Annotated in this window: 21 protein-coding genes and 1 pseudogene; 13 read left to right on the top strand and 9 right to left on the bottom strand. The window is 71.5% G+C overall.

What is annotated here, in order from left to right:
• Positions 1–23: 23 nt before the first annotated feature.
• The 5 genes from KZX17_RS02800 to KZX17_RS02780 form a co-directional block, all read right to left on the bottom strand.
• Positions 24–1007: a hypothetical protein gene (locus tag KZX17_RS02800; RefSeq protein WP_248170863.1), complete on the bottom strand. Its 984-nt coding sequence runs from the start codon at positions 1005–1007 to the stop codon at positions 24–26.
• 96 nt (positions 1008–1103) lie between these two features.
• Positions 1104–1961, bottom strand: coding sequence for a glycosyltransferase family 2 protein (locus KZX17_RS02795; protein WP_248170864.1), 858 nt, complete (start codon positions 1959–1961; stop codon positions 1104–1106).
• Positions 1958–2950, bottom strand: a complete 993-nt coding sequence (locus KZX17_RS02790; RefSeq protein WP_248170865.1) for a glycosyltransferase — start codon at positions 2948–2950, stop codon at positions 1958–1960. Before KZX17_RS02790 ends, KZX17_RS02795 begins: the two co-directional genes overlap by 4 nt.
• A complete protein-coding gene (locus tag KZX17_RS02785; protein WP_248170866.1) occupies positions 2947–4053 on the bottom strand; it encodes a glycosyltransferase in 1107 nt (368 codons plus the stop codon). The genes KZX17_RS02790 and KZX17_RS02785 overlap by 4 nt, the downstream gene beginning before the upstream one ends.
• Positions 4050–5171, bottom strand: a complete 1122-nt coding sequence (locus KZX17_RS02780) for a hypothetical protein (RefSeq protein ID WP_248170867.1) — start codon at positions 5169–5171, stop codon at positions 4050–4052. Before KZX17_RS02780 ends, KZX17_RS02785 begins: the two co-directional genes overlap by 4 nt.
• A gap of 129 nt (positions 5172–5300) precedes the next feature.
• On the opposite strand from KZX17_RS02780, the gene KZX17_RS02775 reads away from it, so the two are divergent.
• Together KZX17_RS02775 and KZX17_RS02770 are read left to right on the top strand one after the other, a co-directional pair.
• Positions 5301–6347: a hypothetical protein gene (locus KZX17_RS02775; RefSeq protein ID WP_248170868.1), complete on the top strand. Its 1047-nt coding sequence runs from the start codon at positions 5301–5303 to the stop codon at positions 6345–6347.
• Complete coding sequence (locus tag KZX17_RS02770; RefSeq protein ID WP_248170869.1) at positions 6344–7603, top strand: glycosyltransferase; 1260 nt, start codon at positions 6344–6346, stop codon at positions 7601–7603. Before KZX17_RS02775 ends, KZX17_RS02770 begins: the two co-directional genes overlap by 4 nt.
• 9 nt (positions 7604–7612) lie before the next feature.
• Here the strand turns inward: KZX17_RS02770 and KZX17_RS02765 are convergent, their stop codons facing one another.
• The gene (locus KZX17_RS02765; RefSeq protein ID WP_248170870.1) at positions 7613–8212 is read right to left on the bottom strand and encodes an acyltransferase; all 600 of its coding nucleotides are present in this window, start codon (positions 8210–8212) and stop codon (positions 7613–7615) included.
• 208 nt (positions 8213–8420) lie between these two features.
• Between KZX17_RS02765 and KZX17_RS02760 the strand changes: the two genes are divergently transcribed.
• Together KZX17_RS02760 and KZX17_RS15245 are read left to right on the top strand one after the other, a co-directional pair.
• Positions 8421–9368, top strand: a complete 948-nt coding sequence (locus KZX17_RS02760; protein ID WP_248170871.1) for a glycosyltransferase family 2 protein — start codon at positions 8421–8423, stop codon at positions 9366–9368.
• A pseudogene (locus KZX17_RS15245) lies at positions 9365–10834 on the top strand (N,N-dimethylformamidase beta subunit family domain-containing protein); the annotation flags it as partial. The gene KZX17_RS02760 and the pseudogene KZX17_RS15245, both read left to right, overlap by 4 nt.
• Here KZX17_RS15245 and KZX17_RS15240 read toward each other — a convergent pair.
• Positions 10780–11004: a hypothetical protein gene (locus tag KZX17_RS15240; protein ID WP_374206653.1), complete on the bottom strand. Its 225-nt coding sequence runs from the start codon at positions 11002–11004 to the stop codon at positions 10780–10782. The pseudogene KZX17_RS15245 and the gene KZX17_RS15240 sit on opposite strands and share 55 nt — an antisense overlap.
• On the opposite strand from KZX17_RS15240, the gene KZX17_RS14990 reads away from it, so the two are divergent.
• The 9 genes from KZX17_RS14990 to KZX17_RS02710 all read left to right on the top strand — a co-directional run bounded on the left by KZX17_RS14990 (position 10919) and on the right by KZX17_RS02710 (position 23536).
• Positions 10919–15043, top strand: a complete 4125-nt coding sequence (locus KZX17_RS14990) for a DUF4082 domain-containing protein (protein ID WP_374206652.1) — start codon at positions 10919–10921, stop codon at positions 15041–15043. The two genes, KZX17_RS15240 and KZX17_RS14990, sit on opposite strands and share 86 nt — an antisense overlap.
• A gap of 63 nt (positions 15044–15106) precedes the next feature.
• Positions 15107–16174 (top strand): Gfo/Idh/MocA family protein, encoded by a 1068-nt coding sequence (locus KZX17_RS02745; protein ID WP_248170872.1) that lies wholly within the window; start codon positions 15107–15109, stop codon positions 16172–16174.
• The gene (locus tag KZX17_RS02740; RefSeq protein WP_248170873.1) at positions 16171–17166 is read left to right on the top strand and encodes an NAD-dependent epimerase/dehydratase family protein; all 996 of its coding nucleotides are present in this window, start codon (positions 16171–16173) and stop codon (positions 17164–17166) included. The genes KZX17_RS02745 and KZX17_RS02740 overlap by 4 nt, the downstream gene beginning before the upstream one ends.
• 17 nt (positions 17167–17183) lie before the next feature.
• Positions 17184–18338 carry a DegT/DnrJ/EryC1/StrS aminotransferase family protein gene (locus tag KZX17_RS02735; RefSeq protein ID WP_248171666.1) on the top strand — a complete coding sequence of 385 codons (1155 nt, stop codon included), beginning with the start codon at positions 17184–17186 and terminating at the stop codon, positions 18336–18338.
• Entirely contained in the window at positions 18335–18958 is a 624-nt protein-coding gene (locus KZX17_RS02730) for a NeuD/PglB/VioB family sugar acetyltransferase (RefSeq protein ID WP_248170874.1), read from the top strand. Before KZX17_RS02735 ends, KZX17_RS02730 begins: the two co-directional genes overlap by 4 nt.
• Complete coding sequence (locus KZX17_RS02725) at positions 18955–20088, top strand: DegT/DnrJ/EryC1/StrS aminotransferase family protein (RefSeq protein WP_248170875.1); 1134 nt, start codon at positions 18955–18957, stop codon at positions 20086–20088. Before KZX17_RS02730 ends, KZX17_RS02725 begins: the two co-directional genes overlap by 4 nt.
• Entirely contained in the window at positions 20088–20888 is an 801-nt protein-coding gene (locus KZX17_RS02720; RefSeq protein ID WP_248170876.1) for a glycosyltransferase, read from the top strand. The genes KZX17_RS02725 and KZX17_RS02720 overlap by 1 nt, the downstream gene beginning before the upstream one ends.
• The gene (locus tag KZX17_RS02715) at positions 20878–22092 is read left to right on the top strand and encodes a glycosyltransferase family 4 protein (RefSeq protein WP_248170877.1); all 1215 of its coding nucleotides are present in this window, start codon (positions 20878–20880) and stop codon (positions 22090–22092) included. Before KZX17_RS02720 ends, KZX17_RS02715 begins: the two co-directional genes overlap by 11 nt.
• On the top strand, positions 22085–23536 hold the full coding sequence (locus KZX17_RS02710; RefSeq protein ID WP_248170878.1) for a lipopolysaccharide biosynthesis protein: 1452 nt from the start codon (positions 22085–22087) through the stop codon (positions 23534–23536). Before KZX17_RS02715 ends, KZX17_RS02710 begins: the two co-directional genes overlap by 8 nt.
• Here KZX17_RS02710 and KZX17_RS02705 read toward each other — a convergent pair.
• Together KZX17_RS02705 and KZX17_RS02700 are read right to left on the bottom strand one after the other, a co-directional pair.
• Entirely contained in the window at positions 23520–24545 is a 1026-nt protein-coding gene (locus KZX17_RS02705) for a glycosyltransferase family 2 protein (RefSeq protein WP_248170879.1), read from the bottom strand. The two genes, KZX17_RS02710 and KZX17_RS02705, sit on opposite strands and share 17 nt — an antisense overlap.
• Positions 24546–24612: 67 nt before the next feature.
• Entirely contained in the window at positions 24613–25794 is a 1182-nt protein-coding gene (locus tag KZX17_RS02700; RefSeq protein ID WP_248170880.1) for a glycosyltransferase family 1 protein, read from the bottom strand.
• Positions 25795–25918 lie beyond the last annotated feature (124 nt).

Below are 25918 nucleotides of genomic sequence, written 5' to 3'. Positions count from 1 at the left end.
CCCACCTCCATCCGCGACTGTTCTCAATCGACGACCGTGACGAATTCTCCGCTACCGATCGCGCCGTCGTCGAACACCAACGACGTGTTCACGAGGACCGATACGGACGCGCCGTGCGTGTCGACCCTACCGAGCCGGCCGTACGGGACGGAGACGTCGCCGGATCCGTCGACGAGCCAGAATTCGAGGATGCCGGTGTCGTCGACGTACGCGTTGATGGCTGCGCCTTCGAGCGTGAGGTCGCCGATCGGAACGGCGTCGTTCCAGCCGGCGGGGATCCGTGTGACGATCATGAGTCCGCCGTCACCAGGTGCGGAGGTGGTGGTGATGGTGACACCGATGAGTGTCAAAGAGGCCAGGAGGGCCGCGTCGGCTGTGTCGGGATTGAGGATGACTTCGGTGGGAGCGGGTGTCCCGGAGACGAGGCCGAGGTAGCGTTCCACGTCCGCCGGTTCCACGTGGGGTATGCCGGCGAGCAGCCTGTTGGTCTTCTCGCCGAGGCGCTGGGTCAGCGGCTGGCGAAGGGCGAGGTCGCTGCAACGACCGGAGAAGAAGACCTCCCCACCATCGGTGACGATCGTCACCGTCGCGACCAGGTCCTTTTCCCAGATCGCGGGATCTGCGATCGCGAACCAGACCTCGGCGTCATTCTCCAGTGCCCACTCGATCCCGGCCGGGCGCGCGGCGTCGAGGATGTAGCGGTGCGGCTCGCCCTCTGCGGTCCTCACCACGACGGCGTCCTGGTCCTCACGTGAATCATCTCTGCCGAGGACATCGACCACGTGGACCCATTCCCCGACGCCGGAGAGGAAACCGACCGCCTCGATCTCGACGTGGTCGCCGTCACAGCCCCCGAACTTCGCTCCCAGCACGGCGGCTGTCGCATCGCCGGACGCGGGAAGCGTCGAGCATCCCGTCAGCGCGAGCAGGAGAGCGACCGTGCACGTGACCCGCCGCACGCGCGACCGGATCGATGCACCCTCCAGCGGATCCTGCCTCGCATCCATGCCGCTCCGATCGCACGGGGTGTCGCCATTCTCCGCTTCCGTGGGGCAGCATCACCCGTCTGTAGGTGAACGTACAGATCCAGCCGCGCCTTCAGATCACGATTCGCGAACGGAACTCCGTTCGACATGGGACGCGAATCCGGTGACTCGATCGCCGGCCCCCGCGCGCCGCCAGCCCGAGGCATCCCGCACCACGGCGCCGCCCCGCTCGAACGCCTCGAGCCAGCCGGTCATCGGCCACTCGTCCCATCGCTCGGCGAAGAGGGCGCCGTTGCGGAGGATCGCGTCGACGTGCTGCCACGGGGGCGAGGACGTCGGGTGGTACTGGTGGTAGGCGTGCGCGCCGCCGGTCCACACGAGCGGCACCTCGCGGGACCGCATGCGAAAGGCGAAGTCGGTGTCTTCGCCGCCGTACCCCTCATATGCCTCGTCGAAGCCGCCGATCCGTCCCCATGTCGCGGGCGTGAGGGCGAACGAGAGCGACCAGAACAGCGAGTAGTCGCCGGCGTCGGCGACGCTGTCGTCGGTGTCATCGGGCATCGGCCGGGCCGGGTGGGGCGACGTGCGCGCGGCCAGTTCGGCAGGGTCGGATGCCGCGACACCCTCGGGCAGGTACGTCACCGGACCGCACAGCACCGCGCCGGGGTGAGCGAGGGCTGCCTCGCCGTACCGCCGGAGCAGGGCGGGTCCCGGGACGCAGTCGGCGTCGAGGAAGACGAGGAGGTCGGCGCCCGACGCAGCTGCGGCGCCGGCGTTCCTGCCGGCCGCCAGCCGGAGTCCATCCTCTCCCGGGGGGACGTGGAGCACGGTGTCGGCGGCGAGCTCGGGCGGATCGTCGTCGCCGACCCAGACGACGACGCGCCGGACGCCCGGCGCATCGGCCAGTGCGTCGAGCTGCACGCGGAGGTGGTCCACCCGGGCCGCCGAGCACAGACTGACGACGGCGACGTTCATCGGTCGCCTCGCACGGTCTCGAGGATCGCCGCCGCCGCGCGGGCCGGCGCCCCGGCGACCTCCCAGCGCTCCCACTCCGGTCTCGCCGCGACCGCGCGGTCGATCAGCGCGGGCCACTGCTCCGGCACCGGCCAGGAGTCCGACACCTCGGCGAGCCCCGCTCGTCGCAGCGCCCGTCCCGTCTCTCGCTGCTCGTCGAAGGGGCGATCCTGCGGCACGACGACTGCCGGTGCGTGCGCCGCCGCGAGGTCGGCGACCGCGTTCTGCCCCGCCCATGACACGACGACCGCGCCGGAGGTGAGCGCTTCCCACGGGTCGTCGGCCCACGCGCCGCCGTCCCCTCCGAGCACGCGCCACGGTCTGCCGGTCGCCTTCTCCGCGTCGCGGATCGCAGCGGGGCCGATGTTCGAGCCGCCGGAGCCCGCCAGGAGCACGACGCTCTCCGTCCGCATGCCCGCGGGCCGTCGGCCGGCGAACCGGCTGATGCCGCCGGTGTGCACGACTTTGCGGCCCAGCGCCTCGAGGTGCGGTGGCGACAGGATGCCGCGGGCCCACGGCGCGATGACCGTGTCGGCGGCGGCGAACCCGAGGACGTGCGGCCGGTCGACACGGTGCCCGGGCTGGGTGACGACGACGGTGCGGAGCCCGAGCAGGCGTGCGAGCAGCGTGACCTCGACGGAGGTGTCGACGACCATGCCGTCCCACCGACCCGTGGTGGCCGCGTCTGCGATCACGGAGAGCCGCCGCCGGTGGCCGGCGTGTCCGATGGGCGCCCAGTGCAGCATCCCGTCGACGGTCGGGTCGACCGGCGTGCCGCCGTCGTCGTCGCGGTCGAGCACGGTCCACGACCACCCCTGCGGCAGATGCGCGGGTATCGGGAGGCTGCTGAGGCAGTCGACGTCGGCGTCGAGGTGCGGCGCGATCGCCAGCAGGCGGGTGAGGTGTCCGCGGCCGTGGTGATGGACGTACCAGCCGATGCGCGGCCTCACGCGGCGGTCTCCGCCGTCACGAGGTCGGCGAAGGCGGCCTCGAGCGCCGAGATGCGGGCCGCGAGTGAGAAGCGCCGCTCTGCGGACTCGCGCACGAGGGCGCGGAAGGCGGCATCCGTTCCGTTCGGCAGCAGCCCGGAGACACGGGCGGTCATCTCGTCGACGTCGCCCGCCGGCACCAGCTGCATGCCGAACGTGGCTGCCGCGATCTCGGGCACGCCGCCGACCGCGAAGCCGACGACCGGCGTGCCGCACATGAGCGCCTCGGGACCGACGAGCCCGAACGGCTCGGCCCAGGCCGGCGTCGCCAGCGCCAGGCCGCTCCTGCCGACCAGGCGCGCCAGCGCCGCGGGCTCGAGTTCGCCGGCGTACTCGACGTCGCCGCCGATCCGGGGGAGGAGGACCTCGCGGGCGTACGTCTCGTCGCCGATGCGCCCCGCGATCACCAGTCGTCGCCCGAGCCTGCGGGCCACCTCCACGGCGACGTGCGGCGCCTTCTCGGGCACGATCCTCCCGAACCAGACGAGATCGTCCCCACCGGGACCGAGCGCCCACGCGGCCGGGTCCACGCCGTTCGGCAGCAGCCGCGAGGGGACGCCTGCGGCACCCCACTCGACACGCGTGTGCGAGCTGACGGAGAAGAATGCGGAGCCGGCGCCGTGGGAGCCGGCGTGCGCGGCGACGAATGCGTCGTCGACCGGGGTGTGGAGGGTCGTGACCATCGGGACGCCGAGGCCCGCCGCCCGCTGCAGTGGGAGTGGATGCAGGCAGTGATTCGAGACGACGTCGTACCGCTGCGGATGCGCGGCGATCTCGTCGAGCGCCCGGGCGAGCGCCGGGGCGCTGTCGCGGTGGTAGCTCTCGGGCCAGGTCTTGTCGGTCGGTGCCGATCCGCCCGGCCAGGTGACCGGCGGCAGGCGGAACACGCTCGACGGCGGCAGGAAGTCCGACCCCTCGGGTGCGACGAAGGTGACCTCGTGGCCGCGACGACGGAGGGCGTCGACCTCGGCCCAGACAGCAGATTCCAGGCCGCCGGCGTGCGGACGGCGGATCGGGAAGCGCAGCGGTGCGATCACGACGATGCGGAGCGGGCGGGCGCTCACGCAGTGCGGCTTTCGAGGAGGCGGAGGTACAGGTCGGCGTGACGTTCGGCGATCGCGGCATCCGTCATCGTGCGGAGGGCGCGACGGTGCTCGACCAGCGCGTCGCGAGCGGGGCCTGCCGGACGCGAGGACGCCGCGGTCCACAGCGTCGAGAGCGCGGAAGCGAGCCCCGCACCGTCGGACGGCGTGAATGACGCGACGGTGCCGTCGACGTGCTGCTCGGCGAAGAACCCCACGCGGGGCGCCGCGACGGGCACGCCGAGGTCCCAGCAGAGCTCGAGCCACCCCGAGTGCGTGCCGTGACGGTAGGGCAGCACGCACGCGTCGAGCCGGGCCAGCGCGGCGAACAGATCCGGGTCGGCGAGCCGCTCGTGCTCGACGAGGTCGAGGACATCGGATGCCGCGCACAGCGCGCGCACCGCGTTCGCGGCATCCGCGTCGCGCACGCGGCGATGCAGGCGCACCTCGCCTCGCACGTCGTGGCCAGCGTCCCGCAGGACGGTGAGCGCCGCGTCGAGGGTGCCCACCGATCCGGGGCCGTCGACGCCGGGCCGCAGGTCCTTCAGGTGCATGCCGACCACGCGGCCCGCGCCGACGGCGGGCTCGGTCGAGGCGGTGCCGGGGAGGACCGAGGGGTGCGGGATGACCTCGGCGCGGCGGCCCCAGCGTTCTGCGACCACCGCGGCGGCGCCGGGCGTGAGCGTGACGATCGCGTCGGCACCCGCCATGAGTTCGTCGAGCTGCGCGAGGTAGGCGGTGCTGTCGCCGAGCTGCGGGTGCTCGAGGTCGTGCAGGGTGAAGACGACGGGCCAGCCGGCGGCGTGCGCCGCGTCGACGCAGGCGGTGAGGTGGCCCTCGGGGAACGACTCGGTGCCGAAGTGGATGTGCAGGAGCGATGCCGCATCCGCGTAAGAGCGGATCCAGCTCGGGTCGAGCGCCGCCGGCGGCCACCACACTGCGGGGTCGGCGCCCGGCGCGACGGGGTCCGGCAGCACCGCGATGCGCGGGTCTGCCGTCACCTGCTGCACATACGGGTGCCCTGCCGGCACCGAGACGATGGTCGTCGTGCCCGTGCCCTCAGCCTGCTCGGGCCTGCGTGTGCGCGTGATCGTTCCCAACGGTGCTCCCTCTGACGGCGTCGCGCCGACCGGAGAAGTGGGTGCGCCTGAACGCCCCGACCGTACGCGCGGTGACCCCCTCCGAGAGGGGGGCTTGACCTGGTCGCCGGGGCCGGATAACCATGCCGAGTGATCTCTGCGCCTCCGCTCCTGCTCGTGCTCGGTCCGCAGGGCCACGGCGTCACCCGATACGGCCACGATGTGGCCGACGCGGTCGCCCGAATCGACCCGCTGGTGCGGGTCGTTGACGTCGAGGACGTCGCCGCGGGCGACCGCGTGATCGCCGATGCCGGCGACGGCGCGATCGTGCACCTGCACGCGACCGACCGCATCTTCGGCACCCGCCCCGAGGACGCCGCCGACGTCGTCGAGCGGTGGTCGGCGCGGACGCGTCTGAGCCTGACGCTGCACGACGTGCCGCAGACCTCGGACGGCGCGATGTTCGAACGCCGTCGCGCCGCCTATGCGCGGATGGTGGCCGCCGCCGAGCGCGTCGCCGTCAACAGCGCGCACGAGCAGCAGCTCATGGCGGAGTTCCTGGCGGGATCGGGGACGGCCCACGCGATCGCCCTCGGCAGCCGGACCGCAGCGGGCACGCCCGATGCCGACGCCTGGGCCGACGCCGACGTGACCGACCTCACCGTGCTCATCGCCGGCTACGTCTACCCCGGCAAGGGACACCGCCCGGCCGTCCTGGCCGCGGCGCGGGCCGCGTCCGAGCTCCGGTCCCAGGGATCGGAGGTCGGTCGGGTCGTCGTGCGTGCGATCGGGTCTCCGTCGCGCGGCCACGAAGCGGACGTCGAAGACCTCCGACGGGATGCCGCGGCCCGAGGCGTGGCGTTCGAGGTCACCGGGTTCCTCGACGACGCGGCGTTCGTGCGGGCCCTGGCGGCGCCCGGCGTCCCGCTCGCCGCCCACGAGCACGTCTCCGCGTCGCGGTCGATGCTCGACTGGGTCGAGGCGGGCAGGCGGCCGCTCGTCGTCGACTCGCGGTACGCGGCGGAGATGGATGCCCTGCGTCCGGGGACGCTCGTCCGGTACCGCGCCGACGACCTCGCGACCCGGCTGGCGGCCGCGTGGCGCGACCCGGCATCCACCCGTCTGGCCGCCGGCACGTCGCTCTCGCCGACGCTCGACGACGTGGCCGCGTCGTACCTCGCGTGGTGGGCGGCATGACCCCTGCCGGCATCGCCCTTCCCGGCAACCGGTGGGATCTGCTCGACGGTCAGGTCGCCGATCCCGCCCCACGGGTCAGCGTCGTCGTGGCCCATTTCGAGCAGCCCGCACAGCTCGCCCGGTGCCTGGCGGGACTCGCGGGACAGGACCACCCGCAGGACCGTCTCGAGGTCATCGTCGCCGACGACGGGTCCGCCGAGGCGCCGGAGGTGCCCGCGGGCGTCCGGCTCGTGCGGCACGCCGACGAGGGCTTCCGCCTCGCTGCGGTGAGGAATCTCGGCGCTGCCCACGCCACCGGCGACGTCCTCGTCTTCCTCGATGCCGACACGGTGCCCGAGCCCGGGTTCGTCCGGTCACTGACGCGGATGCCGGCGCTCGCCCCTGACGTCGTCGCGGTCGGGCGTCGCCGCCACGCCGATCTCGAGGGCGTCGCCCCGGTCGCCGATGTCCGGAGCGTGATCGCCGGTCGGGAGCTCGCCGAACCGGCCTGGCTGCGCGACGCGTACGAGCGCTCTCGTGACCTCCTCGACGTCGACGACCGCAGCTACCGTCACACGATCGGCGCGGTCCTCGCCTGTTCGCGTCGCGTCTTCGACGAGACCGGCGGGTTCGACGAGGCCTTCCGCGCCTACGGCGGTGAGGACTGGGAGTGGACGTACCGGGCGTGGCTGCGGGGAGCCGTGCTCGCGCACGTGCCGACGGCGGTCGCGTGGCATGACGGGCCGGATGCCGGGGCTCGTGACGACCACGACCTCGCCGCCCGGAACGCCGAGGCGATCCTGCTCTCGGACCTCATCCCGGCGCCCGGGTCCAGGCCGCGCGGGAGTCGGACGTCGCACGTCGACATCGCCGTGACGGCCCCGGAGGGGGTCTCGCCGGCTGCGGCGTTCGTCAGCGTCGACTCCGTCCTCGCGGCGTTGCCGGGAGCGGAGGAGGTCGACGCCTCGGCGCTCGCCGCCGGAGACGGCCGGCTCGACCGGGTGCGCCTCCACGCCGAGATCCTCCGCCCGCTGCGCGCCGAGGCGGGCGCGCTCGCCGACGCCGTGGCGCGCGTCGGACGCGAGGGGCTCGGCTCGCTCACCGTGACCGACGGCGCGGATCGTCCGCTGCTGCGCATCCGCGCGCGCCGCGCCGTCGCCCGCGCCGAGCGGTGGGGGCGCGACAATCTCTTCGCGCACATCGAGGAGCGCAGCGGCAGGCTGCGGGCCCTGGACGCCGAGCCCGACGTGGCCGCCTACCTGGGCGGCTGGGGCTGACGCGGGCGCTCAGACGAGGCGCAGTCCGTCGCCGTCGGGCGCGTACCGCTCACCGGTCTCGGGGCACACCCACACATCGTCGCCGGCGGACGTGAGGGGCCGCCCGGTGCGGCCGACCCAGCCGACGCGCTTCGCGGGCACGCCCGCGACGAGCGCATGCGCCGGGACGTCCCTCGTCACGACCGCGCCCGCGGCGACGAGCGCCCAGGCGCCGATGCGCACCGGCGCGATGCACACCGCCCGCGCCCCGATCGACGCCCCGTCATCGACCACCACGCCGACGGCGTGCCAGTCGTCCGATCCCTTCAGCGAGCCGTCTGGGTTCGCCGCACGAGGGAATTCGTCGTTGGTGAAGACGACTGCCGGACCGATGAAGACCCCATCCCCGACGATCGCCGGCTCGTAGACGAGCGCGTAGTTCTGCACCTTGCAGGCGCGGCCGAGCACGACGCCGGGACCGATGTAGGCGCCGCGCCCGATGTTGCAGTCCGCTCCCACCCGCGCGCCCGCCCGCACTTGGGCGAGATGCCAGACCCGGGTGCCGTCGCCCAGCTCGACATCGTCGTCGAGGTCGGCGGACGGGTGGACGGTCGCTGCGGTGCCGGACATGACGGCCTCCTCCATCGGATGCGGATGCCCCCGGCATCCGTGTGTCGGATTGTATTGTGCCCGGCGCCTCGATCTGCTTACATTGCCGCGGGGACACCGGTTGCGCTCGCCTGGGGAGGCGGACGCGACGGCGACGAGTGGGATCGTCGACGGCGCCGGTCTATGGCTCGCATTCCTTGCTCGGGGTGTGGGCGACTTGGGGAAGAGCATGGGGACTCTGGGGACATCCGCCGCACGTGCGGACCGGCCGGCACGCGCTGTCGACGGTGTCATCGTCGACGGATTCGACGCCGAGCCGCTCGCGACGACCGCGCACCTTGCGGGCGCCGTCGTCATTCCGGCGCACGACGAAGCAGCGGTGATCGCGCGCACGCTCGCGCACCTCGCGCCGCTCGTGGACGCCGGGGTCGAGGTCATCGTGGCGTGCAACGGCTGCACGGACGAGACCGCCGACATCGCGCGGCGGTTCGCGGGCGTGACCGTCGTCGAGACGGCGGAGGCATCGAAGGTCGCCGGCCTCAACCTCGGCGACAGCACCGCCACGAGCTGGCCGCGTCTCTACCTCGACGCGGACATCGAAGTCGAGCCCGCGGCCGTCGCCGCCGCGTTCGCCGCGCTCGCGGAGCCGACCGTCCTCGCGGCCCGTCCGTGCTTCGGGTACGACATCTCCGGGGCGAGCCTTCCCGTCCGCGCCTACTACCGGGCGCGAGCGCGCATCGCCGCCCCGACCCGTCGCATGTGGGGCGCCGGCGGGTACGCGACCAACGAGGTCGGGCACGCGCGGTTCGCCGCCTTCCCGACGCTGACGGCCGACGACTGCTGGTTCGACGCCCTCTTCGCCGAGGACGAGAAGCGCGTCGTCGCCACCGCGCCGATGCGGGTGCGGACGCCGCGCGACACCCGGACGCTCCTCGGCGTCCTCATGCGACAGCACCGCGGGCACGTGCAGCAGAGCGCAGAGGATGCCGGGGCCACCGGCGCCGGACGCGTGGCCTCACTCCTGCGGGCGGTGCGCGGCATCCGCGACGCGGTGGACGCCGGCTGGTACGTGGGACTCACGGTGGCCGCGCGGGTCCGGCTCGCGCTCCGCGACACGGCCTCGCAGACCTGGGAGCGGGACCTGTCGAGCCGCGGCGCGCAGGGGGTGACCGCGTGAGCGCGCGACAGCGCCGGTGGCGCAGTCGGCCGCTCGCCCTGCTCGCGGTCTTCGCCGTGATCTTCGGGGTGCTGGTCGCCACCACGCCCGCGAGCTCCGCCGAGGCGGCCAGTCCGTGCGGCGCGGACGTCAACCCGATCACGTGCGAGAACCGGAACGAGGGCACGGATCCCGCCGACTGGGATGTCGAAGGCGCCGGGGACCCGACGATCCAGGGTTTCGCGACCGACATCAGCGTCAACGCCGGCAGCGCGATCGACTTCAAGATCGACACCGATGCGGACGATTACACGATCAAGATCTTCCGGACCGGGTGGTACCAGGGCAAGGGCGCGCGGTACGTCACGGACGTCTCCCCGTCGGCGTCGCTGCCGCAGACTCAGCCGGAGTGCATCACGGACGAGACCACGCTCCTGTACGACTGCGGCACCTGGGATGTGTCCGCGACCTGGCAGGTCCCGCAGACCGCCGTCTCGGGCGTCTACCTCGCCGTCCTCGAACGTGGCGACACGGGCGGGCGGAGCCACATCATCTTCATCGTCCGGAAGGACGGGAACTCATCGGACATCGTCTTCCAGACCTCCGACACGACCTGGCAGGCCTACAACCCGTACGGGGGAGCCAACTTCTATCAGGGCGGCGCGAAGGGCCGTGCGTACGAGATCAGCTACAACCGACCGTTCGCCACCCGCGGTGGTGTGACCCAGCGCGACTTCTACTTCAGCTCGGAGTACGCCACCGTACGGTTCCTCGAGCGCAACGGGTACGACGTCAGCTACCTCGCCGGGGTGGACACCGATCGGCGCGGGCAGGAACTGCGCAATCACCGCGTCTTCCTCTCCGTCGGGCACGACGAGTATTGGACCGGACCGCAGCGCTCGAACATCGAGGCGGCGCGCGACGCAGGGGTGAACCTGCAGTTCCTCACCGGGAACGACGGATACTGGCGAGCACGCTGGGCGCCGTCGGCGGATGCGTCCGAGACGGACCACCGGACGCTGGTGTCCTACAAGGAGACGTGGGACAACAAGAAGATCGATCCGACGGACGAGTGGACCGGCACGTGGCGCGACCCGCGCTTCGCCGACGCCTCGCAGGGAGGTCACCTGCCCGAGAACGGCCTCACCGGCACCATGTACATGGTCAACGACGGCGACCTGCCGCTCACCGTGACGAGCGGTGAGGCGCAGCAGCGGATGTGGCGTCACACCGGACTGTCCGCCATGCCCGCCGGCTCGAGTACGGCACTGGCGCCGCACACCGTCGGCTACGAGTCGAACGAAGTCGTCGACAACGGCTTCACCCCGCCGGGCCTCATCCGGATGTCCACGACCATCGGCCCTGTGGCGCAGTATCTGACCGACCACGGGAACACCCTCGTCGAGGGCACGACGCATCACAACATCACGCTCTATCGCGCCGCCAGCGACGCGCTCGTCTTCTCCGCGGGCACCGTCCAATGGGGGTGGGGTCTCGACGCCGTGCACGACGGCAACGGCGCGCCCGCCGACCCGCGGATGCAGCAGGCGCAGGTGAACCTCCTCGCCGACATGGACGCGCAGCCGCAGACGTTGATGGACGAGCTCACGCCCGCCGACGCGAGCAGTGACGACATCGCACCGACGACCTCGATCACCTCGCCCAGCGAGGCGACCGAGGTCACCCACGGCGCCCGTGTCACGGTGACGGGTACCGCCGCTGATGTCGGAGGCGTCGTCGCCGGTGTCGAGGTCTCGACGGACGACGGGCGGACCTGGTTCGCCGCCGAGGGCACGACCTCTTGGACCTACTCGTACGTCCAGCAGGGCGGAGCGACCCCGACCATCCGCGCCCGGGCGATCGACGACAGCGCGAACTTCTCGACCGAAGGCGTGCGACGTCACCTCACCGTGACCGGTGAAGCGTCGCACTTCGGGGCGGAGGAGCCCACCGTCGCGTCGGTGACCGATGCGCAGTCGATCGAGCTCGGGCTGCGCTTCCGCGCCACTGAGGACGGCGCCGTGACGGGCGTCCGGTTCTTCAAGGGACCGCGGAACGGCGGCACGCACGTCGGCTCGCTGTGGTCGCCGAGCGGCGAGCGTCTCGCCTCGGTCGTCTTCCGTGACGAGACGGCGTCGGGATGGCAGAGCGCACGGTTCGACGCACCCGTCGACATCGTCGCCGGGAAGCAGTACACGGTCTCGTACACGGCGCCGCAGGGCGGCTACGCGTACGAGGAGTGGTACTGGCCCTACGAAGCGCGACCCGGCGCTCCGATCGAGGTCGCCTCGACGCTCGGTGCTTCCGTTCCAGGGGTGCACGGACCCGCGGGTCAGCGCCCGACCGGCGCCTACCGCGACTCGAACTACTACGTCGATGTGCTGTTCGAGGCGGACCCGCAGTCGCCGCTGCGGCTCACGGATCAGAGCCCCGCACCCGGCGCGCTCAAGGTCCCCGTCTCGTCGGCCGTCACGGGCACGTTCACGCAGCCCGTCTTCCCCTCGTCCATCGAGGTGGCGGTCGAGTCCGCCGACGGGGCGGGGGTGCAGGGCACGCTGTCCTATTCGGAGTCGACGCGCCGCTTCCGGTTCGCGCCGACGACGACGCTGGCGAACGAGACGGACTACACGGTGACGATCGCCGCGGACCCCGTCGACCCCGACGCGAGCGCACTGGAAGCCGATTCGTGGACGTTCCGCACCGCCCCGCTGATCGACCCCGACACGGTGTGCCCCTGCACGATCCACGACGATCTCGAGCGCCCCGCCGTCGCCTCCGCCGGCGACCCCGGTCCGGTCAGCGTGGGGACGGCGTTCTCCGTCTCCGAGGCCGGATTCATCACGGGACTCCGGTTCTACAAGGGGTCCGCCAATGCCGGCCCGCACGTGGGAACCCTCTGGGGTCCTGACGAGACCGAGCTGGCGCGGGTGAGCTTCGAGGACGAGACCGGCACCGGATGGCAGACCGCGTCCTTCGCTGCGCCTGTCGCGGTGTCCCCCGGTCGCACCTACGTCGTGTCCTATCGGGCACCCGCCGGTGGATACTCCGTCACGGCGGGACGCTTCACCGGTACGACTGAGCGAGGGCCGCTCACCGTACCCGCCCGTGGCGGCGCGTACACCTATGGGACGGGGTACCCCGGCGAGCGGTCGACCACGAGCTATTTCGTGGATCCCATCTTCGAGCGTGCGAACGACGGTCCGCGCCTGGTGTCGACACGGCCCGCGCCGGGATCGACGGGGGTGCCGGTCGACGCCACGATCCGGGCGACGTATGCCGATGCACTCTCCGCGGCACCCACCATGACCGTGACCGTGGGTGGCCAGTCCCTCACGGGATCGACGGTGCTGTCCGCCGACCAGAAGACCGTGACGTTCGATCCCGATGCCCCTCTGCCCTACAGCGCGGACGTGTCGGTGCGAGTGGTCGCGGCATCGCCGCAGAGCGGGGCGATCGCGAGGCGCGACTGGAACTTCCGCACCGCGCCCGATCCCGCTGAGCCCGTGACCGTCACGTTCTTCGGCGAGGACGACCCCGCCGGCGCGCAGAGCGGTTCCGACGGAGCAGCACTCGAACTCGGGATGCGGTTCACCTCCGCCGTCGCGGGGCGGGTCACCGGCATCCGGTTCCACAAGGCGACCGGCGACACGGCGTCTCACACGGGCACGCTGTGGGACCAGGACGGTCGCCGGATCACCAGCGTGGAATTCGTGAATGAGACCGCCGGCGGTTGGCAGCGCGCGCAGCTGGCCGAGCCCGTCGACATCCTGCCGGGTCGCACGTACACCGTGTCGTACTCCTCGCCGGACGGTCGGTTCACCTACGCGCAGAACGCGTTCTCCACCGCCGTCACGAGCGGCCCGCTCACGGCCGCGGGTGCGCCCAACGGCGTGTTCCGGGCGGGCGGTGGGTCGACGGCGCCCACCGACTCGTATCGAGCGACCAACTACTTCGTCGACGTCGATTTCGTCGCCGGAACCGCCGGCGAATCGGCGCTCGAAGTGACGGAGAGGACGCCCAGCGGCGCCGACGCCCCCGTCGAGGGTCGGGTGTCGGCAATGCTCAGCGCGCCCGCGACGAACGTCTCGCTCGCTCTGACGCGAGACGGCGAGACCGTCGGCGGGTCCTCGACCTTCGACCCGACGTCCCGTGTCGTGACGTTCTCATCCACCGATCCGCTGGCACGCGCGGTCACCTATCGCGCGACCGTGCGTCTCGGCGGTCAGGTACTCGACTCGTGGCAGTTCACGACGCGTGCGCCCGACGTGGACGGCGCGGCGCAGACGCTCTTCGGAGCGGAGGAGCCTGCCGTCGCGTCGGCGGCGGACTCGGGTTCGGTGAACCTCGGTACGGCGTTCGAGGTCGCTCGCCCGGGGTCGGTCACGGCGATCCGCTTCTACAAGGGTGCCGGCAACACCGGCCGCCATGTCGGCGTCCTCTGGGACGCTGACGGCGCGGAGCTCGCTCGAGTCGTCTTCGGGAACGAGACCCCGTCCGGGTGGCAGCGAGCAGCGCTGTCCGCGCCGGTGCAGCTGCAGCCCGGCCGGACGTACACCGTGGCGTACTCGGCGCTGGCGGGAGGCTACGCCGCGACGGCGGGATACTTCACGGCACCGAAGGTCAGCGGCGACATCTCGGCCCCCGCCGGTGCGAACGGCCGCTTCGCCTACGGGCGGGAGGGCCTGCGGCCGACGGAGTCGTGGGGATCGACGTCCTACTTCGTCGACGCGGAGGTCGTCTTCCCGGACAGCCCCGCACCGACCCCGACCCCGACCCCGACGCCGACGCCGACGCCGACGCCGGAGCCGAGTGTGGAGCCGGCGCCGACGCCGACGCCGACCGTCGAACCGACGCCGTCCCCGACTGTGGAGCCGAGCCCGACGCCGACGCCGGAGCCGAGCCCGAACCCGCCGCCGCCGACGACCGATTCGGCGCCGGCGCCGCGCGTCACCGCGAGCACGCCGGAACCTGGTGCCACGGAGGTCTCGCCCACGGCCACGATCACAGCGACCCTCTCGTCTTCCGTCGCCGAAGCGGTCGTCGTCGTCACCGGACCGGGCGGGCAGGCATCGGGGACGACCGCCATCGACGCACCCACGCGGACGGTGACCTTCACGCCCGACGATCCGCTCGCCTGGGCTGCGCGCTACGACGTCTCCATCGCGACGCCCGGTTCCGTGGTCTCCGGAGGTGCATGGTCGTTCTCGACGGCGAGCGAGCCGGTCACGAGCAGCGTCACGACGATCTTCCGCAACCTCTCGCCGCAGCACCCGTTCTGGAACGATCCGGACAGCGTGCAGGTCGCGACGCGGTTCTCCGTGGATGCGGAAGGGGATGCCACCGGCATCCGCTTTTACAAGGGATCGGCGAACACGGGCGATCACACGGGATACCTCTGGGGACCCGCCGGCACCCTGCTCACCGAGGTGACGTTCCGGGACGAGACCGCCGAGGGGTGGCAGACGGCCGAGTTCGCCGAACCCATCCCGTTGATGCCGGGCTCCGAATACCGCGTCGGGCTGCACAGCACGACGGGCAGGTACGCCGTCGACCTGGGGACGCTCGCTGAGCCCACGGTCGTGGGTCCGTTCGCGATCCCGGCGCAGGGGAGCGCCTACACGTACTCGAGGGGCTATCCCGACGCCCTGTCGAGACACAACTACTGGGTGGACGTGACGTTCGTCCCATCCGGATAGCGGCGACGCCGCGCATTGGGGAAGCCCTTCGGGGACACACATGGGGACATTTGGGGGAATGCAATGAATGGAAGGCTCAACGTCGCCGTCATCGGCGCGGGCTACTGGGGACCGAATCTCGCACGGAACCTCCGCGCGAGCCGTGACTGGAACCTCGCGGCCATCTGCGACCTGGACATCGACCGGGCCCGCAAGGTCGCCGACGCCGTCGGCGGGGCGCCCGTCACGAGCGACCTGGAGTCCGTCCTGTCGGACCCGATGATCGACGCCGTCGCCGTCGCGACCCCGGCGCGGACGCACCACCGCATCGTGCTCGCCGCGCTCGACGCCGGCAAGCACGTGATGGTCGAGAAGCCCCTCGCCGACTCCCGCGACCGCGGCGGCGAGATGGTCCGCCGGGCGCAGGAGCAGGGACTCGTGCTCATGGCCGACCACACCTACTGCTACACGCCGGCGGTGCTGAAGATGCGCGAGCTCGTGGCGAAGGGCGCCCTGGGCGACATCCTCTTTGTGGACAGCGTGCGCATCAACCTCGGCCTGATCCAGCCCGACGTCGACGTCTTCTGGGATCTCGCTCCCCACGACCTGTCGATCATGGACTTCGTGCTTCCGGGTGGACTCGCGGCCACCTCGGTCTCGGCGCACGGATCCGACCCGCTCGGGACCGGCAAGTCGTGCATCGGCTACATGGCGATGCCCCTCGAGTGCGGCGCGATGGCGCACGTGCACGTCAACTGGCTGAGCCCCACGAAGATCCGCCGCATGGTGATCGGGGGCACACGCCGCACGCTCGTCTGGGACGACCTGAACCCGCAGCAGCGCCTGAGCGTCTACGACCGGGGCGTCGACGTGAACACCGTGTCGAAGGCGACCGCCAAGGACCGTCGCGCGGCGAACGTCTCGTACCGCCTCGGTGACACCTGGGCGCCCGCTCTCGAGGAACGTGAAGCACTCGGCGGTGTCGTGACCGAGTTCGCGGCCGCGATTCGCGAGCGCCGCGCGTCGCGCACGAGCGGTGCCGCGGGCCTTCGGGTGCTGTCGGTGCTGGATGCGGCGGCGGGCAGCCTCGCCGCGTTCGGCGCCCCGCATCCCGTCCCCCGTCTCGTACCCGCCGAGGAGGTGGCGGCATGACCCGGCTCGAAGGAGCTCGCGTCCTCGTGACCGGAGGCGCCGGCACGATCGGGTCGACCCTCGTCGACGACCTGCTCGCCGAAGGCGTCGCCTCGGTCGACGTCCTCGACAACCTGGTGCGCGGTCGTCGGAGCAACCTCGAGCCGGCACTCGCGTCCGGCCGGGTCTCGCTGATCGACGGCGACATCCGGGACGCGCGTCTGGTCGACGACCTCGTCGCCGAGAAGGACGTGGTCTTCCACCAGGCCGCGATCCGCATCACGCAGTGCGCCGAAGAGCCCCGACTCGCGCTCGAAGTCCTCGTCGACGGGACGTTCAACGTCGTCGAGGCGGCTGCGCGGCACCGGGTCGGCAAGCTCATCGCGGCATCCAGTGCCTCCGTCTACGGCATGGCCGAGGAATTCCCGACGACTGAGCGCCACCACCACGAGAACAACGACACGATCTACGGCGCCGCCAAGACCTTCAACGAGGGGCTGGTCCGCAGTTTCCGCGCGATGCAGGGGCTCGACTACGTGCTGCTGCGGTACTTCAACGTCTACGGACCGCGGATGGACGTGCACGGGCTCTACACCGAAGTCCTCGTGCGGTGGATGGAGCGGATCGCCGACGGACAGCCGCCGCTCATCTTCGGCGACGGCAGCCAGACGATGGACTTCGTCTGCGTGCCCGACATCGCCCGTGCCAACGTCCTCGCCGCCCGCAGCGACGTCGTCGAGGGCACGTACAACATCGCGAGCGGCACGGAGACGAGCCTCGCGGAACTCGCGCATGCGCTGCTGCGCGTCATGGGCTCCGATCTGTCGCTCGAGCACGGCCCCGAACGCGCGGTGAACGGCGTCGTCCGACGCCTCGCCGACACGTCGGCGGCACGCCGTGACCTCGGCTTCGAGGCGCGGATCGGACTCGACGAAGGGCTGCAGCGACTCGTCGAATGGTGGCGACCCCTCCGCGCCGAGGTCGCGGGCGAGCGGATGGCGGTCGCGCGGTGAGCGAGCGCATCAACGTCATGATGCCCTGGATGGGGGCTGAGGAGGCCCAGGCGGTCGCCGAGGTGATCGAGAGCGGCTGGGTGGCGCAGGGGCCTCGGGTCGCCCGCTTCGAGCAGGAGTTCGCCGAGGCGATGGAGGCTCCGTACGCGGTCGCGACGACGAGCTGCACGACCGCGCTGCACCTCGCGCTGATCGTCGCGGGAGTCCAGCCCGGCGACGACGTCGTCATCCCGTCGCTGTCGTTCATCGCGACGACCAATGCAGTCCGATACGTCGGGGCGACGCCGGTCTTCGCCGACGTCGACCCCATCACCGGGAACGTGACCGGTGAGACGGTCGATCAGGCCCTGACCCACCGGACGACCGCCGTCATCGCCGTCGACCAGGGCGGCGTCCCCCTCGATCTGCAGGACGTGCGCGCCGTGACCGACCCGCTCGGCATCGTCGTCATCGAGGACGCCGCCTGCGGTGCCGGCTCAACGTATCGCGGTCGACCGGTCGGCGCGGGCGCGGAGATCGCCGCATGGTCGTTCCACCCCCGGAAGCTGCTGACCACCGGTGAGGGCGGGATGCTGACCACCACGCACGCCGCGTGGGCGGCTCGCGCGCGAAAGCTGCGCGAGCACGCGATGAGCGTGTCGGCGGCCGACCGCCACACCTCGGTGCTCCCCCCGGCCGAGGTCTATGACGAGGTCGGCTGGAACTTCCGCATGACCGATCTGCAGGCCGCCGTCGGACTCGTCCAGCTCGGGCGCCTCCCCGAGATCGTGCGGCGCAGACGCGAGATCGCCGACCGCTACCGCGCGGCGCTGTGCGGCGTCCCCGGCCTGCGGTTCGTCGTCGACCCGGCCTGGGGCACCTCGAACGTGCAGTCGTTCTGGGTCGAGGTGGGCGACGACTACCCGGTCGATCGCGACGGGCTGCTCGCCGCGCTCGCCGCCGAAGGCATCTCCGCGCGGCGCGGCATCATGGCGGCCCACCGGCAGGCGCCGTATCGCGATCTCGTGCCGGCCGAGGGGCTCCCGGCGACCGAGCGCTTCACCGACCGGACCCTCATCCTGCCCGTCTTCCACACCCTCTCTGATGCGGACCAGGACCGGGTCATCGCGGTGCTCCGCGATCCGCGGCAGGCACTGGCTGCGCTGACGGCGGGTCAGCAGGTCGCGTCATGAACGGCATCGTGCTCGTCGGGGCCGGCGGCCTCGCACGCGAGGTGATGGCGGCGTCGCCCGGCGCGGTCGTCGGGATCGTGGATGATGACCCGCGTCGTCACGGCACCACCGTCGGGGGTGTGCCGGTCCTTGGAGCGGTGCGCGAAGTCGTGCACCGGCCCGAGCAGGTGCTGGTGTGCATCGGGCCGAGCGCTGTGCGACGCGACGTGGTCCGCTCGCTCGAATCGGCCGGACTGTCGGCGGATCGGCATGCGACCTTCGTCGCGGCATCCGCCCGGATCGGTGCCGGCTGCACGGTGGGCGCGGGATCGATCGTGCTCGACGGGGTCGTGATGACGGCGGATGCCGCACTCGGCCGGCACGTCGTCGTGATGCCGAACACCGTGGTGACGCACGACGACGAGGTCGCCGACTTCGCGACGCTCGCCGCAGGGGTCGCCCTCGGCGGGGGTGTGCGCATCGGCGAGGCCGCGTACGTCGGTATGAACGCGGCGATCCGGCAGGGGATCGCCGTGGGGGACGGCGCCACCGTCGGGATGGGCGCCGTCGTCCTCTCCGACGTGCCGGCGCAGCAGACCTGGGCCGGTGTGCCCGCGCGACCGCTGGGGGTGTTCGCATGACCATCGCGACGACAGGTGTCACCGCCGTGCCGTTCCTCGACCTCGCCGCGCAGCAGGCGGAGGTGGCCGATGAGGTGCTTCCCGTGTGGCGGGCGCAGCTCGAGAGCGCCGCCTTCATCGGCGGCGCGGAGGTCGAAGCGTTCGAGCGCGAATACGCCGACTACATCGGTGTGCGTCACGTCATCGGGGTGTCCAACGGCACCGACGCGCTCGAACTCGCTTACCGCGCGATCGGCGTCCAGCCCGGCGACGAGGTCATCATGCCGGCGAACACGTTCATCGCCACGGCAGAGGCCGTCTCTCGGATCGGCGCCGTCCCGGTCTTCGTCGACGTCGACGACGTGCACCTGCTCATCGACCCCGAAGCGGTCGAAGCGGCCGTCACCGAGCGCACCCGGGCGATCGCCCCGGTTCACCTGTTCGGGCAGACGGCGCCGATGGCGTCGCTGACCGCCATCGCCCACCGTCGGGGGCTCGCCGTCGTCGAGGACGCGGCGCAGGCGCAGGGCGCGTCGGGATTCGCCGGGCGTGCAGGGGCGATGGGGCTCGTCGCCGCGACGAGCTTCTACCCCGGCAAGAACCTCGGCGCCGCGGGAGACGCCGGCGCCGTCATGACCGACGACGAGGGGATCGCGGCCCTCGTCCGCACGTTGGGCGCGCACGGCAGCGCCGTCAAATACGTCCACGACCACATCGGGGTGAACGCACGGCTCGACGCCGTGCAGGCGACCGTCCTGCGGGCGAAGCTGCGCCGGCTCGAGGGATGGAACGAGATGCGGCGAGCCGCGGCATCCCGCTACGGGGAGCTGCTCGGCGACATCGACGGGGTCCGGCTGCCGGCGTCGCGACCGGGGAACCGCGACGTCTGGCACCTGTACGTCGTCCGCGTCGCCCAGCGCGATCGGGTCCTCGCCGAGTTGACGGATGCCGGGATCGGCGCCGGCATCCACTACCCGACGCCGGTGCACCTCACCGGGGCGTACGCCGAGCTCGGCGGCCGACCGGGCCAGTTCCCGGTGGCTGAGCGGGCGGCCGAGGGCATCCTGTCGCTGCCGATGTTCCCGCATCTGACCGCGGAGCAGCAGGAACGGGTCGCGGAGGTTCTCCGGGCTGCGGTGGAGGGCCGGTGATGAGTGCTGCGGCCGGGGCTGTCACCGTCGCGACGGTCGCGCTCGCCCCTATCCAGATGTTCTGGTTCGGGCGGCCGCTCGGCGATGTCGAGCGGCTCAGCATCCGGTCGTTCCAGGCGAACGGGCACGAGGTCCATCTCTACGCCTACGAGCCTCTGGACGGCGTCCCGGACGGGACGGTCATTCGCGATGCTCGTGAGGTCATGTCGTACGCACGCTTCGAGGAGCTCCGCGCCCGCGGCGTGAAGCCGGGACCCATCGCCGACATCTTCCGCTACGCGCTGCTGTTCGAGCATGGTGGATGGTGGAGCGACTGCGACGTGGTCTGCGTGAAGCCATGGGACTTCACCTCCGACATCGTCTTCGGGTGGCAGGACGAACGCGTCGCGAATCAGGCGGTCCTGCGTCTGCCGGCGGGACATGACGCCGCGCGGCGATTGACGACCCTGATGGCGCACCCCAACCGATGGATGCGCGGGGACCCACCCCGTCGCATTCTGCGCAAGACGCGTGATGCGGTGCTCGGGCGACGGACTGCTGATGCGATCACATGGGGCGCGACGGGTCCAGCCGCGATCACCACTGTGGTCACCGGGGAACGACTGCTCCACCGTGGCTTGTCCGCCGAGGTGTTCTACCCGGTCCCCTGGACAGCCGCCGACGTCCTGTTCGCGCCAGGACGGCTCCCGCTCAGTTCGGCGACGTACGCCGTCCATCTGTGGAACGAGGTGCGTCGAGGACGTGACCCCGAGTCGGGCAGCCCGCTGGCCACCTGGATGGAGCGATACGGTGTCCGCTGAGACGGCCGCGCGTCTTCGCGTTCTCGTCTGCCCGCACGAGCTGATCACGGGCGGCAGTCAGATCAATGCGATCGACCTGGCCGCGCGCATCCGGGACCGCGGCCACGAGGTACGTGTCTTCGCGCCGCCGGGGCCGCTGCAAAGCAGGATCGACGCCCTCGGGCTGCAATACCGTCCGGCGCCCCCGATGACCGGCCGCGCCCTCTCTCCGCGAACGGTCCGCGCCCTGCGGCGCGAGATCCGTGAGTTCCGGCCCGACATCGTGCACGCCTACGAACATCCGCCTGCGGTGACGTCGACCGCGATCTCCCAGGCCACGCGTCACCGGAGCGTCATCACGGTGCTGTCGATGGACGTTCCCGACTTCTTGCCGGTCGACGTGCCCCTGATCGTCGGCACCGCGGACCTGGCGCGCGGCCAGGGCGCGAGGCGCGGGACTGTGCATCTCATGGAGCCGCCGGTGGACACCGCGCACGACCGGCCGACGGACCGTCGGCGCGCTCGTGCGGATCTCGGGCTGGGCGACGACCGCTTCGTCATCTCGGTCGTCGGACGCTTGTCCAGCGAGCACGAGAAGGCGCGCGGCGTCGCGGAGGCGATCGCCGCTCTTGCCGCCGCGCCCCTCCCACGCGCTGTCACGTTCGTCGTTGCAGGCAGCGGGGATGACGAGGAAGGTGTCCGAGCTGCGGCCGCGCGATTCTCGGCAGTCGACTTCGACGTCCGACTCGAGGGAGACGTGGCCGACCCGCGCCCTGTGTACGCAGCGGCCGATCTCGTCATCGGGATGGGGAGCTCCGCCCTCCGCGCCATGGCGCATGCTCGACCGGTCGTCGTCCAGGGTCCAGGCGGCTTTTGGAACCTCCTCAGCCCCGACACCATCGGCCTGCACCTTCGGCAGGGGTTCTTCGGGCATGGGGATTCGGGGGGGCCGAGCCTCGCCGCCATCGTCAGCGGGGTGATGGCTGACCCAGCATCCGCGGAGGCACTCGGATGGTTCGGGAGAGCCGTCGTGGAGGACCGGTTCGCCATCGACCGCGCAGCGTCGCGACTCGAACAGGTCTACATCGCAGAGGCGCGTGGCCCGCGTGCGCCGGGACGTCGGTCTGCTGCGTACGCGCTGTGGCGATATCTCCTCTTCCGCGTCGCCCTCACCCATCCCCGAGCCCATTCGGCATTCCGGAGGGTGGTGCACCGCCATGGCTGACGTGGGTTCGCTGGGCGGGAGAGTCGCTCGAGCCGCCGCGTGGAGCGGCATGGGCAGCATCGCGCTCCGGCTGGGCAGCTTCGTCATCGGGATCATCCTCGCCCGTATCCTCGCGCCCGAGGACTTCGGCGTGTACGCGATCGCCCTCACAGTGCAGGCCATTCTCATGACAGTGGCGGACCTGGGCTTGTCCGCCGACATCATCCGGTCCGAGGATCCGATGCGGCTTGCGCCCACGATCGCCACGCTCGGGCTGGTGAGCGGCGGCGCACTGGCGCTCGCCACGCTCATCTGGAGCGGTCAGATCGCCGACGCGTTCGGCAGTCCGGGGGCGTCGCCCGCCGTCGCCGTACTCTCGGTGACGCTCTTGCTCGGTGGGATCACCGTCGTGCCGTTCGGTCTGCTCCAGCGGCGGTTCCAGCAGAGAGAGCTGTTCTTCGTCTTCGTCGCCGACTTCGTCGTGTCCACGGCGGTGACGCTGGTCCTCATCGGCGCCGGGTTCGGCGTGCTCGCCCTCGCCATCGGACGGGTGAGTGCCCAGGCGGTGTCGACGGTCCTGCAGTTCGCCTTCGCCCGTGTGGTGCCGCGCCTGGGTCTCGACCGCGCCGTGCTCCGGCCGGTCCTGGCCTTCGGTCTGCCGATCGCAGCGGCGAACCTTCTGTCCTGGGCTCTTTTGAACGCGGACAATGTCATCCTGGCCCGCGCTGTGGGAGCCACAGCACTCGGCTACTACGTCCTCGCGTTCAACATGTCGAACTGGCCGATGAGCGCGCTCTCGGCCGTAGTGCGCTCCATCTCGCTGCCGTACTTCTCGCGGGCGGGTGCCAGTTCGGATGCGATGCCACTCGTCACGTCTCTCGCCTGGGCGCTGGCGATACCCGCGGGGGGCGTGCTTGCGGTGCTGAGCGCTCCCGTCATCCACTTCGTCTACGGAGACAAATGGCTCCCCGCGGCTCCGGTTCTGGCGGCCCTCGGGGTGTACGGCGCGCTCCGCGTGGTCTTCGATGTGTTCGCGGGCTATCTGTACGCGCGCGGGCGCTCGCGTCCGGTCCTCTGGATACAGCTCGTATGGCTCGTCGCCATCGTCCTCGCCGTCCTCGCCGGGGTGCAGATGTTCGGCATCTCCGGTGCCGGGTGGGCGCACGTGGTCGTCGCAGTGCTCGTCATCCTGCCCTGCTACCTCCTGGCCCTCACGCGGGCCGGCGCGCCCGTCGGAGCCATCCTGCGTTCGTGCGTGTGGCCGTCGGTCGGCGCGGCCGCTGCGATGGCGATCGCGGGATTGCTGCGCTCGCTCTTCGATGACCTGCTGACGGCGCTGCTCGTTGCAGGCAGTGGCGCGCTCGTCACCTATGCGGCAGTTGCGGGTCCATGGCTGTTCACGCGGCTTCGCAACGCGCGGGCGACCAGGACCGCCATCGCTGAGCCCGTCACGGATCAGGCGTGAAGACGCCGGTGCGGTGCCAGCGGGCGTACTGCCGCATCGAGCGGATGCGGCGCACCGCCGCTCGGAAGGAGCGCGCGGAATCCCGCCCTGACACCGTCTCCGCCTCCGCGCGGATCGCGGCCTCGGCGTGCGGTGTCTGTCCGGGCCACGTCGCGTCCGCGAACTCGCGGTAGCGGCGCCGCAGCGGCTCGTCCACTCGGCCGCGGTCGATCATGTGGGCGATGTTGCGACGCGCCTCGTCCGCGAGTGCCTGACGTGCGAGGTCGTGCAGGCGTGAGGCATCCGGCACCCGCGCAGTCGCCCATGCGAACAGGGTGTCGAACGCGTCCCGTCGATCTTCGAGGTCACCGAAGGCGGGATCGAGCGACTGCGAGAGGCTCGCGCCGTGCTCACGGTGCCAGGCCTGATCAGCGCCCCGGACATAGGCGACATCGGACACCGAGGCGATCCGGAGCCACATCTCCATGTCGTGGGTGTGCGCCAGATCGCGTTGTCCGCCCACGTCGTCGACGACCGATCGTCGCATGAGGACTTCGGGCGAGGTGATGACGTTTACCGCCGTGCGGCAGCGCCCCTCGAGCCAGAGCGCACCGGGCCACACGATCCAGCGCCGAGCCCGGTGGCGCGCCCTCGGCAGGGCCGGACCGGAGAAGTGCAGTGGGTGGCCGTAGACGAGCCCGACGCCCGGATGGGCCTCCATGACGGCTACCGCTCGGGCGAGCGACCCCGGTGTCAGCAGGTCGTCCGCGTCGAGCCGTGCCACATACTCGCCGTTCACGCACGCCAGGCCGTCGTTGAACGTGCGGACCGCGCCGAGATTCTTGGTGTGGCGCACCAGACGCACTCGTTCGTCCTGCGCGGCGACGGTTGCGACCACCTCGACGCTGCGGTCGGTGGAGTGATCGTCCACGACGATCACCTCGACCTCGACCCCCCGCTGCGACAGTGCGCTGTCGATGGCTTCGGTCACATACGACACGTAGTTGAAACACGGGATCACGACGCTCACGAGCGGTCGACGCTCGAGAGGTCGTGGGCGCACGCGACGGGCCTTCACCGTCGGCATCCTTCGAGCGTCATCTCGGGGACCGCGCGAATCGCGCCCGTGACAGCTCGTCGCCGATGATCGCGACGGTCGCGCGCTGGGTCTCGGTCCAGGACCGCCCCGCCACCGATGCGGCCACGGCCTGGCCGTGCGCGTCGCGTCTCGGGCGCCGCACCGCGTCGACGAGCGCTCGCGCGAGGCCCGTCGGCGTGGGTCGCGCCCACGCCGCATGAGGATTGCCGAGATCTGCTCGGGCCAGATGCGAGTCGTTGATCACCGGGATCACGCCGGCGGCGAGCATCTCCTCCGCGACGAGCGAGATGTTGGTGAACGAGAGGGCGAGACCGGCGACGACGCCGTTGTACAGCTCGTTCAACAGAGCCGGTGGGAGATTGCCGTGATTGACGACCGGGAAGGGGGCGTCGTCGACGATGTCGCCGTAGACGTGGATCGGCTCGTCGGGGCACGCCGCGTGGAAGAGCTCGAGCGCCCGGACGGCGAGTGCGTACCCGCGCCGGTCGTTCCCGCGCTTGGCGTACAGGACGATCCCGGAGCGCTCGCGTCCGTCTCCGAGAGCGTGGTACACCTCGGTGTCGCATCCGAACGGGACGAGGTCCGCGTCGACCCCCGCGTCGTCGCGGAGCAGATCGTGCACCATCTCACCGAGGGCGATGTGACGGAACCCGAACCGGTAACTGTCTTCCGCGAGGGCGAACTCTGCGCCTCGGGGGAGGAAGTACGGCTCGTAGTCCTGGATGAAGTAGAGCAGTCTGCCCTCGTCCGTTCGGGAGGCGGCGACGTGCGCCGTCGGCCACGACGTCGCGACGACGGCGTCGTAGCCGGTGATCCGTTCGCCGACCGGCAGGATCTCGGCGGTCATCCACGGCCAGGCGTGCCGAATAGTGTCCGCGTTGCGCTCGAAGTCTCCCGCATGCCGGTCGTAGAGCAGCAGGGTCGTGTCGACGCCGGCGTCGATGGATGCCTGCATCATCCTGAACTGCGTCGTGTGGCCTCCGGATCCCGCGCTGGGCGGGATGGCCAGCCACGCGACGCGCTCGGCGCCGTCACCCGTCCGTGCCGGCGGCGGAGCGAGCGCGAGCGAGTCCGCGAGGTCGTGCGTCAGTAACGGGAACTCGAGTTCGCGCGCCTCCAGATGCGCCGCCAGGCGCAACGCTGCGAACTGCGCCAGATATCTCGGTGAGCGTCCCCTCACCCGTGCCCACAGACGGCGTCGTCGAACAGACATGCATCCCCCAAAAATGCGTCCCATCGGGCAGTCGTCCCCAGACGGCCCGCTCGACCGAGGCTACCGCACCGAGCCTGCCGGAGGTATAGTT

Origin of the sequence: Microbacterium sp. EYE_78 (genome assembly GCF_023149035.1) — a bacterium.
In the GTDB taxonomy this organism is placed as follows: Bacteria; Actinomycetota; Actinomycetes; order Actinomycetales; family Microbacteriaceae; genus Microbacterium.
This window is presented reverse-complemented; position numbering and strand designations above follow the sequence as displayed.

Bases quoted from the DNA above. Each gene is read 5' to 3' on its own strand.
- KZX17_RS02770 (WP_248170869.1), top strand. From the start codon at position 6,344: ATGACCCCTGCCGGCATCGCCCTTCCCGGCAACCGGTGGGATCTGCTC.
- KZX17_RS02720 (WP_248170876.1), top strand. From the start codon at position 20,088: ATGAGTGCTGCGGCCGGGGCTGTCACCGTCGCGACGGTCGCGCTCGCC.
- KZX17_RS02735 (WP_248171666.1), top strand. From the start codon at position 17,184: ATGATGCCCTGGATGGGGGCTGAGGAGGCCCAGGCGGTCGCCGAGGTG.
- KZX17_RS02730 (WP_248170874.1), top strand. From the start codon at position 18,335: ATGAACGGCATCGTGCTCGTCGGGGCCGGCGGCCTCGCACGCGAGGTG.
- KZX17_RS02765 (WP_248170870.1), bottom strand. From the start codon at position 8,212: ATGTCCGGCACCGCAGCGACCGTCCACCCGTCCGCCGACCTCGACGAC.
- KZX17_RS02710 (WP_248170878.1), top strand. From the start codon at position 22,085: ATGGCTGACGTGGGTTCGCTGGGCGGGAGAGTCGCTCGAGCCGCCGCG.
- KZX17_RS02745 (WP_248170872.1), top strand. From the start codon at position 15,107: ATGAATGGAAGGCTCAACGTCGCCGTCATCGGCGCGGGCTACTGGGGA.
- KZX17_RS02800 (WP_248170863.1), bottom strand. From the start codon at position 1,007: ATGGATGCGAGGCAGGATCCGCTGGAGGGTGCATCGATCCGGTCGCGC.
- KZX17_RS02740 (WP_248170873.1), top strand. From the start codon at position 16,171: ATGACCCGGCTCGAAGGAGCTCGCGTCCTCGTGACCGGAGGCGCCGGC.
- KZX17_RS02725 (WP_248170875.1), top strand. From the start codon at position 18,955: ATGACCATCGCGACGACAGGTGTCACCGCCGTGCCGTTCCTCGACCTC.
- KZX17_RS02795 (WP_248170864.1), bottom strand. From the start codon at position 1,961: ATGAACGTCGCCGTCGTCAGTCTGTGCTCGGCGGCCCGGGTGGACCAC.
- KZX17_RS02760 (WP_248170871.1), top strand. From the start codon at position 8,421: ATGGGGACTCTGGGGACATCCGCCGCACGTGCGGACCGGCCGGCACGC.
- KZX17_RS14990 (WP_374206652.1), top strand. From the start codon at position 10,919: ATGGACGCGCAGCCGCAGACGTTGATGGACGAGCTCACGCCCGCCGAC.